This is a genomic window from Pseudomonas sp. ICMP 8385, assembly GCF_002699915.1.
In the GTDB taxonomy this organism is placed as follows: Bacteria; Pseudomonadota; Gammaproteobacteria; order Pseudomonadales; family Pseudomonadaceae; genus Aquipseudomonas; species Aquipseudomonas gessardii.
Genome location: NZ_LKBY01000056.1, coordinates 1 through 13,836 on the forward strand (window position 1 = coordinate 1; position 13,836 = coordinate 13,836).

Here is a 13,836-nt window from a genome sequence, read left to right on the forward strand (position 1 = left end):
CTCGGCGTCGGCGAAGGTCATCTGCTTCATCGGGAAACTCGGTGGGTGGGGTCGCGGTATTTTGCCAAATCAGAAAGTCTTTTTCAGAGTTTCCCTAGGGCAAGCGTTACCGACTCTCGACCACGCCGTGGGGCCCACGATTATTTACTCACCAACGCAAATGGCGGATGCAGGACGGTGGCGCTTGCCACCGGCTTGCTGCGCTTGGCCACCTGCTCGACCAAGGCGGCCACGCGCTCGGTAGCGGTGATGGGCAGCATATGGCCACGGCCTTCGACCAGTTGCAGCTTCAGCCCCGGCACCTTGTCCGCCAGGGCCTGGCCATGCTTGCGAAAGTCCAGGACCTTGTCCCGCGAGCCATAGATCAGGCCGATGGGCAGGCGTAGTTGTGGATAGCGCTTGACCATCTCCGACAGGTAATCGTTGACCAGGCCGATTTCGGTGGAGGCGGCATAGAAGTTGTCGGGGCGCATCCCCAGCAGACCACCGCCACGGGTAGCGAAGTCGGCCGGCGCCGGGTCGGGAGCGAACACGCCCTTGACCACCGCGCCGCTGCTGAGCAGGCCGATGGGCACCGTCAGCGTGCGCGACACCCAGCGCCGCAGCCACGCCGGGCGCACCGCCAACGATAGAAACACTAGGGGAAGCATGCGCTGGGGATGGGTCAGGGGTGCCACCAACACCAGCCCGGAGACCGCATGGGGATGGTCCAGGGCCAGCGCCAGGGAGATCGCTCCGCCCAGGGAATGCCCCAGCACCAGGGGCTGGCCCAGGTCCAGGGTCTGGATAAAGGTCGCCACTTGCCGGGCCTGGCTTGGCAGGTCGGCGCCGGTGCCTGTGTGACGGGTGGAATAGCCTGAGCCGGGGCGGTCCAGGGTGATCACCCGAAAGTGCTCGCGCAATTGCGCCGACAAGGCATAGGTCAGGTTGCGACTGCTGCCCATCAGGCCGTGGATCATCACCAACGGCGGGCCCTTGCCCTCGTCTACATAATGAAAGCGCTCGCCATCGACCTCCAGAAAGCGCCCGTTGCTTGGAACAACCGCTTCGATACGGCGCGTCATCCAGGCACTCAAGCCCCACAACAGCGCACTGACAGCAATAAACACAGCCGCAGCGACAACCCATTCGACAGCCATAGCTCGGTCCTCTGCTTCCCTGCTGCTGGCGATCCGACCGGTATTGGTCAAGACCTCAGCTATCGTCCACACCCTGGACTTCAACTGCGTGCGTAAAGCGTTCGTCCGTCGGACAAATCGCACATAAAGGACAAGGTTCTAGCGTAGACGACATTTTCAGGTAGATTATTTAATAATCTTTTTTAAAATAATAAATACAATTTTTCTTTGCAATGGTGTTCTATCTAAAAGCCAAAAACAAAAAAGGAGCACATCCGATGTCAATACCCGTAAGGCGCCTACAGCCCACGAGGGACACCCTATGAATGCCTCTACCCAGCCGGGCGGCCCGGCAGATTGCGTGGATATCGCGATCATTGGCTCAGGCTTTGCCGGCCTGTGCATGGCGATCAAACTCAAGCAGGCCGGGCTCGACGACTTTTTCATTGCCGAACAGGCCGACGCCCTGGGCGGCACCTGGCGCGACAACCACTACCCGGGCTGCGCCTGCGATGTGCAATCCCACGTCTATTCGTTTTCCTTTGCGCCCAACCCCGACTGGACCCGGCAGTTCGCCCCCCAGGCGGAAATCCGCGCCTACCTGGAACACTGTGCGCAGCGCTTTGAACTGGCGCCGTACCTGTGTTTTGGCATGGGGCTTACAAAGGCTGTATTCGATGAGCAACTGCAACGCTGGCAGTTGCAGTTCAGCAATGGGCGCCAGGTCAGTGCGCGGGTCTTGGTGTCGGGGATGGGCGGCCTGTCCCGCCCGGCGCTGCCGGATATTGCGGGGCTGGACAGTTTCAAGGGCAAGCGCTTTCACTCCCAGCAGTGGGACCATGACTATTCACTCAAGGGCAAACGCGTGGCGGTGATTGGCACTGGCGCCAGTGCCATCCAGTTCGTGCCGCAGATCGCCCCGCAGGTGGCGCACCTGGACCTGTTCCAGCGCACCCCGCCGTGGATCATGCCCAAGCCCGACCGCCCCATTTCACCGGTTGAACGCTGGGCCTTCAAACATCTGCCGTTCACCCAGCGCCTGGTGCGCGGGGCCCTCTACTGGGCCCTGGAAGGTCGGGTGGTGGGGTTTGCGCTGCACCCGCGCCTGATGAAAGTGGTGCAGAAAATCGCCCTGCGCCACCTGCACAAACAGGTGGCGCGCCCTTCCCTGCGCAAGGTGTTGCGGCCGGACTACACCATCGGCTGCAAGCGCGTGCTGATCTCCAATGACTACTACCCGGCGCTGTCGCGCAGTAATGTCGAGGTGGTCACCGAGCCTGTGCTGCGGGTCGAGGCCGATGGGGTGATCACCGCCGATGGCATCAAGCACCCGGCCGACTGCCTGATCTTCGGCACCGGGTTCCAGGCCGCCGATCCCCTGCCCCGCGACTGCATCATCGGGCGCGGCGGCATCGACTTGATGGACGCCTGGCACGACGGCGCCCATGCCTACAAGGGCACCACCGTGCCGGGCTACCCGAACCTGTTCCTGATCGTCGGGCCCAATACCGGCCTGGGCCACAACTCGATGATTCTGATGATCGAGGCGCAAGTCACCTACATCCTCGACGCGCTGCAACAGATGCGCCGCCAGCAAATCGCCACGGTAGAGGTCAAGCCAGCAGTAGAACGCGCCTACAACCAGCAAATCCAGGCAAAACTGCAGCGCACCATCTGGAACACCGGCGGCTGCCGCAGTTGGTACCTCGACCCGCGTACCGGCAAAAACACCACGTTGTGGCCCGGTTCGACCTGGCGCTTCAAACAAATCACCCGTCAGTTCGCCCTGCGTGATTATCAAGCCACCCCACAGGTAGCCGGCGCCACACTGCGCACCGTCACACCACCCCATGCCACCGCAGAAGGAAGCCTGTCATGAAGTCATTCAATGGCCGTGTGGCGGCCATCACCGGTGCCGCGTCCGGCATGGGCCGCGCCTTGGCCTTGGCCCTGGCGCGCGAGGGTTGCCACCTGGCCCTGGCAGACAAGAACCAGGCCGGGCTGCAACAAACCGTGGAGCTGATCCAGCGCAGCACCCTGGCGCCGATCCGCGTGACCTCCCGGGAGCTGGATGTTGCCGACCGCCAGGCCATGGAGGATTGGGCGGCCAGTTGCGCGGCCGAGCATGGCCAGGTCAACCTGATCTTCAACAATGCCGGGGTGGCCCTGTCGAGCACCGTGGAAGGCGTGGACTATGCCGACCTGGAGTGGATCGTCGGCATCAACTTCTGGGGCGTGGTCTACGGCACCAAGGCCTTCTTGCCCTACCTCAAGGCCAGCGGCGACGGGCATGTGGTCAACACCTCCAGTGTGTTCGGCCTGTTCGCCCAGCCCGGCATGAGCGGCTACAACGCCACCAAGTTCGCGGTGCGCGGCTTTACCGAAGCCCTGCGCCAGGAGCTGGATTTGCAACGCAGCGGGGTCTCGGCCACTTGCGTACACCCCGGCGGGATCCGTACCGACATCTGCCGCAGCAGCCGGATCGACGCGAATATGACCGGGTTCCTGATCCACAGCGAACAACAGGCCCGCGCCGACTTCGAGAAGCTGTTTATCACCGACGCCGACCAGGCCGCCAAGGTGATCCTGCAAGGCGTGCGCAAAAACAAACGCCGCGTGCTGATCGGCCGCGATGCCTACGCCCTGGACTGGCTCGCGCGCTGCCTGCCGGCGGCCTACCAGGCACTGGTGGTGTTTGCCAGCCGGCGCATGGCCCCCAAACAGCGCAAAGCCCCGCTGCCCAACCCCCTCTCTGAACAGGAGTCGCCATAATGCTGCCCATTCGCCGCGACCTGCATTTCACCCTGCCCGCCGAACGCATCAAGGACTGGCACGAGCAAGGCCCGTTTATCACGCATTTTTTCAATGCCCTGTCGCTGCTGTTTCCCCAGGGCGAGCTGTTCTTCATGGACAGCGTGCGCCACTATCGCCAGCGCATCGACGACCCGGCGTTGAAAAAGGAGATCCAGGGCTTTATCGGCCAGGAAGCCATGCACAGCCGTGAGCACGTGGCCTATAACGACCTGCTGCAAGCCGCCGGGCTGCCGGCCCATCTGCTCGACCGGCGCTTGAAAATGTTCCTCGACCTGCAAAAGAAGCACCTGCCGCCGGCCTTCAACCTGGCGGTGACCATCGCCCTGGAACACTACACGGCGATGCTCGCGGAAATCCTGCTCAGCGACCCCACCCGCTTTGGCGATTCGCTCAAGGGCTACCAGCAAATGTGGTACTGGCATGCCCTGGAGGAAACGGAACACAAAGCCGTGGCCTTCGATGTGTGGAACAGCGTGATCAAGCCCGGGCCCGGGCGATATCTGCTGCGCACCGGGGCCATGTTGTCCACGACGGTGATTTTCTGGTTGGTGGTGTTTGATTTCCACCTGCGCCTACTGATCGCCGACCGCCGTGCGGGCGGGCATCTGAAGGGGTTCTGGCGGATGCTGAAGTTTCTCTACGGACCCAAGGGCGTGTTCCCGCGCATGGCGCGGCCGTGGCTGCATTATTTCAAGCCGGGGTTTCATCCGTGGGATCACGATAACCGGGTGCGACTGGAAGGGATCGATAAGCTGGTGGAAGAAGTGGAGCGCACCAACTCGGTTGCCGGAACGTAGCCTTGCAGGAGCCGGCTTGCCGGCTCCTGCAGCACGCCAACGGCTCAGACCGTACGCGAAAACTGGCCCTTCTGCTCCCCGCCCAAGTACGCATCAAAGGCCATCGCCACACTGCGCACCATCAGTTGCCCCTGGGGCAGCAACTGCACCCCATCGTCCTCGACATGCAGCAAACCATCCGCCACTTGCTCATCCAACTGTGACAGCGCATGGGCAAAGTATTCGGTAAAACGGATCGCATGCCCGGCCTCGACCCCGGCAAAATCAATGCGCCCATGGCACATCAAGCCGTTGATCACGTCGCGGCGCAGCACGTCATCAGCGTTCAGGCGGTAGCCGCGCTGCACCGGCAACAACCCGGCGTCGATCCGCGCGTAGTACTGGGACAACTCCTTGACGCTCTGGCTGTAGCTGTCGCCCACCTTGCCGATGGCCGAGACGCCCAGGCCGATCAGGTCGCAATCGGCATGGGTCGAGTAGCCCTGGAAGTTGCGCTGCAAGGTGCCATTCGCCCGGGCCAGGGCCAGTTCGTCGTCGGGCAAGGCGAAGTGGTCCATGCCGATATACACATAACCGGCCTCGGTCAGCCGGCGAATAGTCAATTCCAGTAATTCCAGCTTGCGCTCCGGCGGGGGCATGTCTTCGGGGCGGATCATGCGCTGGGCGCGGATTTGCGTGGGCAAATGCGCATAGCTGTAGGCCGCCACGCGGTCCGGGCGCAGGGCAATTAGCTTGGCCAGGGTCACGTCGAAACTGGCCACAGTCTGCAATGGCAGGCCGTAGATCAAATCCACACTGATCGACTTGAACCGCGCCTCACGCGCCGCCCGGACCAATTGCACGATCTGCTCCTCGCTCTGCACGCGATTGACCGCCGCCTGCACAGCGGCATCAAAGTCCTGCACGCCAAAACTCAGGCGATTGAAGCCCAGTGCGCGCAGGTTGTGGATGCGCTCGACACTGATGGTGCGCGGGTCCACTTCAATGGAAAACTCATGGCGGTCGCTGGTATCCAGGCTGAAGCCCTGGGCCAGGCACGCCATCAATTCGGCCAGTTGCCCATCGTCGAGGTAGGTCGGCGTACCGCCGCCCAGGTGCAACTGGGTCAGGGGCCGCGCGCGGTCGAACAGCGCCGCCTGCATCTGGATTTCGCGCTTGAGGTAGCCCAGGTATTCCACGGCGCGATGGGTCTTGCGCGTGATGATCTTGTGGCAACCGCAGTAGTAACAAAGGCTCTGGCAGAACGGCACGTGGATGTACACCGACAGCGCCTTGGGTGCCACCCCATGGTTACTGGCCGCCACCGCTTGCTGGTAATCGTCCAGGGCAAAGGCTGAGTGAAACTGCGGCGCGGTCGGGTACGAGGTGTAGCGCGGCCCCGGGCGGTCGTATTTCTGCACCAGGGCGCGGTTGAACTCAAACGCTTTCATGATCGATGGTCTCATCGTTGGAGCAAGGGGGAACCGCGCTGCCTGCCCGGTCAAACAGTGCGCATAGAGCTTCGACCCGCTGCCGGCCCGCTGGCAGTACACAGAGGAAGCGCTCGGACAGATCAATCAGGCCGTCCTGGTGCAGATGCTCCAGCAGCGGCCAGATCGCCGAAAAGTAGCGGGGGAAAATCACCCCATAGCGGCGCTCCAGGGCCTGGATATCCAACTCCAGGTCACAGGCCAGGCGCTCCATGACGTGCTGGCGGATCTGGTCGCCGGCCTCGCAGCGCCAGCCGCGGGCGGTGGGCAGCAGGTCGCTGTCCAACTGCTGGCGATAGCGCGCCAGGTCCTCGGTGTTTTGCGCGTACAGGGTGTCGAGCTGGCTGATGGCGCCCAGGCCGAAGCCGATATGGTCGCAGTAGCCGTGCCGGGTAAAGCCCTGGCAATTGCGGCTCAGGCGCCCGCGCTCCTGGGCCAGTGCCAGGTCGTCATCGGGACGCACGAACTGGCCCAGGCCAATATAGTGATAGCCGGCGGCGTCCAGGCGCTGCCAGGCGATGCGGCGCATGCCATATTTGTCGGCATTCGATGACAACGCACGCGGTGGCTGCTGCTGGTAGCGCCGGGGCGCCTGGGCATAATCGAACACTTGCAGGCGGTCCGGCTCCAGGGCGATCAGGCTGGCCAGCTTGGCTGCAAAGCTGTCGCAGGTCTGCCAGGCGTGGCCATAACCGAGGTCGACATTCACCGAGCGAAAGCCGAAGGTGCGCGCCGCGTCGATCAGCGACTGGATCGGCGCCGGGTCCTGGTAGCCGGCCACCGACGGCGCGGCTTCGGCACTGGCGTCCGGCACGCCGATATTGATGTGGTTGAACCCCAGGTCCCGCAGCAGGCCCATGGTCGCCCAGTCGGTGTGCAACGGGTCGAGGTCGAGGCTGTAGTCGCCCTGGTCGTGCTCCAGAAAGTGCAGGCGACTGCGCAAGTGCGCCATTAGCCGTTGCAGGTCGGCAATCGCCGGGGTGGTGCCGCCCAGATGGAATTGGTCCACCGGTTGCCGGCCGCCCACGTGGCAACCGACCAGGTGGATTTCCTGCTCCAGGGCGCGCAGGTAATCATCCGTCACCAGGCCTGCCGGCCATTGCAGGTTCAGCGCCAGGGGGCGCTGGCGCTGACGGCTGCTGCGCAAGGCGCGCAGCAGGTCGAGGGAGCCGATACCCGGATGGAATTTGCCGATGTCGACCTGGCCCTGGTCCAGCACGCTTTGGTCACGGCGCAGGCGCCACTCGCGGGCGGGATGAATGACAGTGAGCATGACGGCCTCCGGGTCTGGCTACGGTGGCTCATTGTGCGGTGCGACCGGACAGCGCACCTTGATATGCATCAAGCGCCGGCGCTTACCAGGTGATGTAGAACATGCTCTTGGCCAGCAACACAATGGCGACCATATGGCAGAACAGGCTCAGATGGACAAAGCGCAGATAGGCCGCGCTGACCTGCCCGCGGCGCATCAACCACACCGTCAGCAAAAAATGCATCAGCACACTGGCGGCGAGGATCAGTTTGAGGGTCAGCAAGGCACCGAATGCCGAGCTCGACGGCGCGGCCAGCACTGGCAGGTAACGCAACCAGACCATGCCGATACCGGCGCCAAACAGCACCAGCAGCACCCATGGCATCAAGGCCCTGGCGCGACGGCCAATGCCCTGCTCCACCAGCAGCATGACGCGGGCCGGCAGTTGCTTGTGCACACTGGCAAGGATCAACACTTCAAAGAACACCGTGCCGATAAACATCAGCGCGGCGAACAGATGGGCCAGCAGGAACAGGAGATAGAGCATCAGCGCCTCACAGTGGGCCGGTCCGTGTAGCGTGACTGTGCCCCAGGGCGGGGGGACGCTGCCTTGATACGGGTCAAGGGCCCTGATAATCGTTGAAACATTTGCCCCAAGCCTTGTGCCACGGGCCTTTCATGGTGTCTGCGACAGTGTGCCACAGACGCAATCAGCGCCCTGGCTGGTAAGGTGGCCATCGCCCCTGTGGCAGAACGTCGCAGATTATCAAGCATGATCAAGGCCGGTAGACTACCCACCCTGCCTGTTCACCGCTTTTCAAAGCCTGACTGACCTGTTATGCGCAGCCGTCAGGCGCTTCACGGGACGCCCACTTCATGAGTACGTTATTTACCCGTCGCAAGGTCCTTACCGGGATGGGCCTGCTGGGCCTGGGTCTGTTGAGCGGCTGCGACACCGGCCCCAAGCTGAACTTCAAGTACGGCAAGGACCTGAGCAACAAGATCATGGGCCGCACGTTCAAGCTCAAGAACACCGCTGGCGAAACCGTGACCCTGAGTTCGTTCCGCGGCCTGATGCCGGTGGTGTTCTTCGGGTTCACCCAGTGCCCGGCCGTGTGCCCCACCACGCTTGCGCGCATGGCCCAAGCCAAGAAACTGATGGGCCGCGACGGCGAAATCATGCAGGTGATCTTTATCACCCTGGACCCGGAACGCGACACGCCCCAGGTGCTCGACGCCTACGTCAAGGCCTTCGACCCCAGCTTTGAAGCGCTCTATGGCACCCCGGAAGAAATCGCCGTGGCCGCCAAGGAATTCGGGATCTTTTATGAAAAAATCCCCGCCGGCGACACCTACACCCTGTCCCACACCGCCACCAGCTTTGTGTTCGACACCCGCAGCAACCTGCGCCTGGGCCTGTCGGCATCCCTTAACGCCAAAGAGTGCGCAGAAGACCTGCTCACCGTCATGGAGGTCTGCTAATGACTGCTGTCCACACCCTCAAGCGCATCGCCCTCGGCCTGTCCCTGCTGGGCCTGGCCGCCCACGCCAACGCCCAGACCCAGGTCAGCGACGCCTGGGCCCGCGCCACCGTACCGGGGCAGCATTCGAGCGGGGCATTCATGACCCTCACCGCCGACAGCGATAGCAAGCTGCTGAGCGTCAAGTCGCCGGTGGCCAAGGATGTGCAGATTCATGAAATGAGCATGAAGGACGACGTCATGCGCATGGGCCCGGTGGACGCCGTGGCCCTGCCGGCCGGCCAGGCGGTGAAGCTCGACCCCGAGGGTTATCACGTGATGCTGATGGGCCTGACGGGGCAGATCAAGGAAGGCGACCAGGTGCCACTGACCCTGACCGTGGAAGATGCCAAGGGTGACAAGCAGACCATCGAAGTCCAGGCACCGGCCCGCAGCCTGAACAGTGCTGACGGCCATCATATGAACCACTGATCCTGAGGGTGGGAGCGGGCTTGTCGGATCGCCGCATCGCTGCGATGGCGGTGGGTCAGTCACCGAATGTGCAGGCTGAGCCACCGCTATCGCGGGCAAGCCCGCTCCCACAAGGGATCTTGGCCGGGCATAGAGTTTTGGCCACACCACAAACAGGGTCTGGCCGGACGCTCAAACAGCCAGGCGCTTGACCATCGGCACACACGCCAGCTCCAGCCCCGTCGGTGAATGATAGATGGACTGTTCACAGCCTTCATAACCCCGGCTGCGATAGAACTGCGCGGCATTCAACGTGGCGTCCAGCACCACCGCCTCAATCCCCAGCTCCAGCGCCACTTGCTCCAGGTGCTCAAGCATCTGCCCACCAAACCCGCGGCCGATAAAACCAGGCAGCACAAACAGTGCCCCTACTTCCCGAGGGCCCGGGTCGAGCATACCAGTGGCGACCGGCTCGCCATCGACGCACCCCAGGTAGAACGGCTTGGCCATCAGCGCGGTATAGCCGTCCTCGGCCGCGCCACGAGTCCAGGTCAGCATCTGCTCGGCGGTGTAGGCGCCGATGCATTGGCTGCGGATCGCCTGCAGGCGGATATCGAAGGCGATGGGGCCGTCGTCGAGGGTGGCGCGTCTGATTTGCAGCATGTGAATCTCCCTGAATAAACCTGTTTACCGTGACCTCAATGTGCCACTAGCACACTTGTGCTAATCGACCCGACAGGCCCCCGGCGCTATATTCCCCGGCACCCCAATGCTCCCCGCCAGCACGTCGAACCCGCCGTGCAAGGGATCGTTGTGCGTTGAAAACACCCAAACAACCCCAAGGAAGACGCGCCATGAAACTGCACTCCCCTGTCACCCGCCTCGCTCTGCTGGGCGCCCTGATGATCGGCGTTGCCGGTTGCAGCAATATCAAGCCCACCGAAGACCACCTCAAGACCCTTTCAGAAACCAACCTCGGCGAGCCGGTCAAGCGTGTGTCCAATGTGCGCAGCGATTCCATGACCACCTATTACATCGCCAGTACCGCTTCCGGTGACTACAACTGCTCCGTGCCCAGCGGTGCCAGCGGCGGGATGTTTGCCGTGGCCAGCTTCGGCATGATGAAGCCCGCCGCCTACTGCCAACCCAAGGGTGCCCGGGGTAACGGGTTGACGCCGTTCAACCAGTAACAGCCCCCTGGCTGAGGTCGCGCAGGGTGCCCCGTAGTTCAGCGGGGCGCACTGGCTTGGACAAAATGGCGATCTGCCGGTCGTGCAGCGCCGCCTGGATCTTCTCCACATCATGCCCGGTCAGAATCAACGCCGGCACCGCTACGCCGCGCTGGGCGCGCAGTTGGTCAATGCACTCGATACCGGTGGCATGGTTGCCCAGGTCATAGTCGGCGACGATGATGTCGCAATCGCTGACCAGGTCATGCCCGCTCAATTGCGCCTGCACCTCGCACCCCCAACGCTCCAGCAAGGCCTGGGTGGCCAGCAGCACGTTGTGGTCATCTTCCACCAGGCACACTTTCAAGCCGGTCAACAACCCGGCCTGGCGTGCATCATCGCGCACCAGGGGTTGATGGGGCGCGGGCGCCAGGGGCAAGCCGCGCAGGCTGACGGAGGTGCCATGGCCCACCCGCGAGCGCAGAGCCACATCCATGCCCATCAACAGCCCCAGGCGCTTGACGATGGACAAGCCCAGGCCGACGCCTTCAACGTCCTTGTCGCGCAACTGGCGCACGCGATAGAACTCCTCGAACACCCGGGGCAGATGCTCCTCGGCAATCCCCCGTCCCTGGTCGTGAATCTCCACCCTCACCTCGCCGCCCCGCTGGCGTACGCCGATCAGCACCGGGCGCTGGCCGCCGTACTTGAAGCAATTGGAGAGCACGTTCTGCACCATGGTCGTGAGCAGTGCCGGATCCACCCGCACCCAGTGGGCACTGGGGCGCAGGCGCAGTTCCACCCCGGCCCAGCGGGCGGCTTCGGTGTTCTGGCGCAGCAAATCCGCCAGCAACTCCCCCAGGTGCACAACCTGGTATTTGGGCAGTAACTGGCCGTTGTCCAGGGTGTAGAGGTCGAGGATGGAGCGGAACAACTGCGAGACGTTGAGCAACGAACGGTCGATATTGTCCACCAGGCGTCGTTCTTCATCGCCCAAGCGCGCTTCGCGCAGGCAGGCGGTAAACAGGCCGATGGAGTGGATGGGCTGGCGCAGATCATGGCTGGCCTGGGCGAGAAAGCGCGACTTTTCCAGGTTGGCGGCGATGGCCTCTTCGGACGCCTTGCGCGTGCGCTCCAGCAACAGGTGGGCGTAGATCGGGATCACCGTGCTGGTGATCATCAGCATCAGCACCATAAACGGCTGCGCCTGCCACAGCGGGGTCAGCCGATACACAATCAGAAGCGCCAGCAACGCCAGGCCCGTGGCAATCGCCAGGTAGCGCGAGCCATAGCGCATGCCATTGCCCAGGTTGACCCAGACCATCACCGCATACAGCGGCAACGCCGCCTCACCGCCCACCACCAGGCCGAACGAAGTGCCGGTGTAGTCGTGGATCATGCCGAACACCCGGCGCGCCGGGTAATGCCCGGGCCAGCGGGCAATCACCTGGCGCAGCACGATGGAGGCCAACAGGAACAGTACGATATACAGGATCACCGGCAGGTAGGTGTCTAGCGACTGCCCTGGCAAAAAGCCCAGCAGGCTGATGTAAACAATGGCGATAGCGGCGACCACAATGCGCAGGTTGGCTTGGTCCAGTTCGGCGTCTTTCACGAACTTCATGGGCAACATCCTTGTACGGTCTTCGTCAGATCCGCCGCACCGGCAGGCAGGCGGCGAGCGGAGTGTTAAAGTAGCACGCCACAGGACAACCTGGCCCCAGGGAGCAACACACCATGACATGCCGGATCATCATCGCCGACGACCACCCCATGTTTCGCGAAGGTATGCTGCGCACCGTGCAACGCCTGCTGCCCGAAGCCCGCGTGGAGCAGGCCGGCGACCTGGATACAGTGCTGCAGATGCTCAAGAGCGGCAGCGAAGTCGACACCCTGATCCTCGACCTGCGCTTCCCCGGCCTGACCTGCATCAGCCAGTTGGGCGAACTGCGCCAGCAACTGCGGCGCACCACGCTGATCGTGGTGTCGATGGTCGATGACCCCGTGTTGATCGAACAGGTGATGGCCCTGGGCGCCGATGGGTTTATCGGCAAAAACATCGCCCCCGACGAAATCGGCCAGGCCCTGCTCGCCATCCGCCAGGGCGAAGTACTGGTCAAGTTCGCCCCCTCGGGGCTACTGCCCCTGGACACCAACACCCTGACCACGCGCCAGCAAGAGGTCTTGCGGCTGATCGCCCAAGGCAAGACCAACAAGGAAATCGCCAAGGCCCTGGATATTTCGCCGTTTACCGTGCGCATCCATGTGTCAGGGTTGTTGAAAAGCCTGAACGTGCCATCGCGGGCAGCGGCGGCCGTCAAATACAGCCCCCCTCTATAGGTACTGCATGAACACCCAAGTCAGAGTTGCCACCCCGGCAGACGCCGCCCGCTGCTATGCGATCGAAACCAGCGCCTACGAGGGTGATGAAGCCGCGACCCTGGAGAAGATCGCCACGCGGATCGCCCTGTACCCGGAGGGCTTCCTGATCCTGGAAGCGGACGGCCAAGTGGTGGGTTTTATCAACTGCGGTTGCGCCCATGAAGTGGTGATGTCGGATGAGGCCTTCAAGGAGTTGGTGGGGCATGTGGCGGATGCGCCGAATGTGGTGATCATGTCGGTGGTGGTGGACCCGGCGCACCAGGGCCAGGGCTACGCCACGCACTTGATGACGGCCTTTGTGCAGCGCATGCGCGGGATGGGCAAGCAGGCCCTCCACCTGATGTGCAAGGAGCAGCATGTGCCGTTGTATCAGCGGATGGGGTATGGGTATGTGCAACCTTCGACATCTGACCATGGCGGCATGGCCTGGCATGAGATGGTGATGCGGCTCCAGGGGCCTTACTGCCCGGGAAAGTCCGACTGATAGCACACGGGCGAACTCCCCTCCCCGCGCCGATCCAGCTCGTCTTCCAGCCATTGGGCAAGGACCACGGCGTTGTTGGCCACTTGGTCGTGGGCCGAGTAGACCAGCGTCAGCGTACCGGCCTGGGCGATATCCACCAGTTTCCACCAGGCGCCCGGCCGGGCTGCGAGTTCCTGGCGATAGGCCTTGGAAAACTGCGCGAAGTTCAGCCCGCCGGACTTGAATGCCTTGCGCAGCCCGGTACTGGGCGCCACGTCCGGCAGCCACTCATCCAGCACCAGGGAGTCCTTGCGACAGTTGCGCGGCCATAGGCGGTCCACCAGGATACGCGTACCGTCGTCCGGCCTGGCAGGGGTGTAGGCACGCTTGCACTGGATCATGGTGGGCGACTCATGGGCAACGACATCTGTTCAGCATAGC

The 13,836-nt window shown here is 63.1% G+C and carries 15 protein-coding genes; 8 read left to right on the plus strand and 7 right to left on the minus strand.

Annotated features, from left to right (window positions below):
• Positions 1-140: 140 nt before the first annotated feature.
• A complete protein-coding gene (locus AO268_RS06840) occupies positions 141-1,139 on the minus strand; it encodes an alpha/beta fold hydrolase (RefSeq protein WP_099168219.1) in 999 nt (332 codons plus the stop codon).
• A 301-nt stretch (positions 1,140-1,440) separates the two neighbouring features.
• On the opposite strand from AO268_RS06840, the gene AO268_RS06845 reads away from it, so the two are divergent.
• The 3 genes from AO268_RS06845 to AO268_RS06855 are packed head-to-tail and all read left to right on the plus strand — an operon-like array spanning position 1,441 to position 4,729.
• Positions 1,441-2,997, plus strand: coding sequence for a flavin-containing monooxygenase (locus AO268_RS06845; RefSeq protein ID WP_099168220.1), 1,557 nt, complete (start codon positions 1,441-1,443; stop codon positions 2,995-2,997).
• Entirely contained in the window at positions 2,994-3,890 is an 897-nt protein-coding gene (locus AO268_RS06850; protein WP_099168221.1) for an SDR family NAD(P)-dependent oxidoreductase, read from the plus strand. The genes AO268_RS06845 and AO268_RS06850 overlap by 4 nt, the downstream gene beginning before the upstream one ends.
• On the plus strand, positions 3,890-4,729 hold the full coding sequence (locus AO268_RS06855) for a metal-dependent hydrolase (protein ID WP_099168222.1): 840 nt from the start codon (positions 3,890-3,892) through the stop codon (positions 4,727-4,729). The genes AO268_RS06850 and AO268_RS06855 overlap by 1 nt, the downstream gene beginning before the upstream one ends.
• A gap of 44 nt (positions 4,730-4,773) precedes the next feature.
• On the opposite strand, the gene hemN is transcribed toward AO268_RS06855, so the two are convergent.
• From hemN to AO268_RS06870, 3 genes are all read right to left on the minus strand, one after another.
• Positions 4,774-6,159, minus strand: coding sequence for an oxygen-independent coproporphyrinogen III oxidase (gene hemN, locus AO268_RS06860; protein ID WP_257154351.1), 1,386 nt, complete (start codon positions 6,157-6,159; stop codon positions 4,774-4,776).
• Complete coding sequence (locus AO268_RS06865) at positions 6,146-7,471, minus strand: coproporphyrinogen III oxidase (protein ID WP_099168224.1); 1,326 nt, start codon at positions 7,469-7,471, stop codon at positions 6,146-6,148. Before AO268_RS06865 ends, hemN begins: the two co-directional genes overlap by 14 nt.
• Before the next feature lie 82 nt (positions 7,472-7,553).
• Positions 7,554-7,997, minus strand: coding sequence for a hypothetical protein (locus AO268_RS06870; protein WP_099168225.1), 444 nt, complete (start codon positions 7,995-7,997; stop codon positions 7,554-7,556).
• Positions 7,998-8,326: 329 nt separating this feature from the next.
• Between AO268_RS06870 and AO268_RS06875 the strand changes: the two genes are divergently transcribed.
• Together AO268_RS06875 and AO268_RS06880 are read left to right on the plus strand one after the other, a co-directional pair.
• Complete coding sequence (locus AO268_RS06875) at positions 8,327-8,932, plus strand: SCO family protein (RefSeq protein ID WP_099168226.1); 606 nt, start codon at positions 8,327-8,329, stop codon at positions 8,930-8,932.
• Positions 8,932-9,402: a copper chaperone PCu(A)C gene (locus AO268_RS06880; protein WP_099168227.1), complete on the plus strand. Its 471-nt coding sequence runs from the start codon at positions 8,932-8,934 to the stop codon at positions 9,400-9,402. The genes AO268_RS06875 and AO268_RS06880 overlap by 1 nt, the downstream gene beginning before the upstream one ends.
• Positions 9,403-9,573: 171 nt before the next feature.
• Here AO268_RS06880 and AO268_RS06890 read toward each other — a convergent pair whose 3' ends face one another.
• A complete protein-coding gene (locus tag AO268_RS06890) occupies positions 9,574-10,044 on the minus strand; it encodes a GNAT family N-acetyltransferase (protein ID WP_099168229.1) in 471 nt (156 codons plus the stop codon).
• A 191-nt stretch (positions 10,045-10,235) separates the two neighbouring features.
• On the opposite strand from AO268_RS06890, the gene AO268_RS06895 reads away from it, so the two are divergent.
• Positions 10,236-10,571, plus strand: a complete 336-nt coding sequence (locus AO268_RS06895; RefSeq protein ID WP_099168230.1) for a hypothetical protein — start codon at positions 10,236-10,238, stop codon at positions 10,569-10,571.
• On the opposite strand, the gene AO268_RS06900 is transcribed toward AO268_RS06895, so the two are convergent.
• Positions 10,561-12,174, minus strand: coding sequence for a hybrid sensor histidine kinase/response regulator (locus AO268_RS06900; protein WP_099168231.1), 1,614 nt, complete (start codon positions 12,172-12,174; stop codon positions 10,561-10,563). The genes AO268_RS06895 and AO268_RS06900 overlap by 11 nt on opposite strands.
• Positions 12,175-12,287: 113 nt before the next feature.
• On the opposite strand from AO268_RS06900, the gene AO268_RS06905 reads away from it, so the two are divergent.
• Positions 12,288-12,890, plus strand: a complete 603-nt coding sequence (locus AO268_RS06905) for a response regulator transcription factor (protein WP_099168232.1) — start codon at positions 12,288-12,290, stop codon at positions 12,888-12,890.
• 7 nt (positions 12,891-12,897) lie between these two features.
• A complete protein-coding gene (locus AO268_RS06910) occupies positions 12,898-13,416 on the plus strand; it encodes a GNAT family N-acetyltransferase (protein ID WP_099168233.1) in 519 nt (172 codons plus the stop codon).
• Here the strand turns inward: AO268_RS06910 and AO268_RS06915 are convergent.
• Positions 13,392-13,796, minus strand: coding sequence for a DUF488 domain-containing protein (locus AO268_RS06915; RefSeq protein WP_099168234.1), 405 nt, complete (start codon positions 13,794-13,796; stop codon positions 13,392-13,394). The genes AO268_RS06910 and AO268_RS06915 overlap by 25 nt on opposite strands.
• Positions 13,797-13,836: the final 40 nt, after the last annotated feature.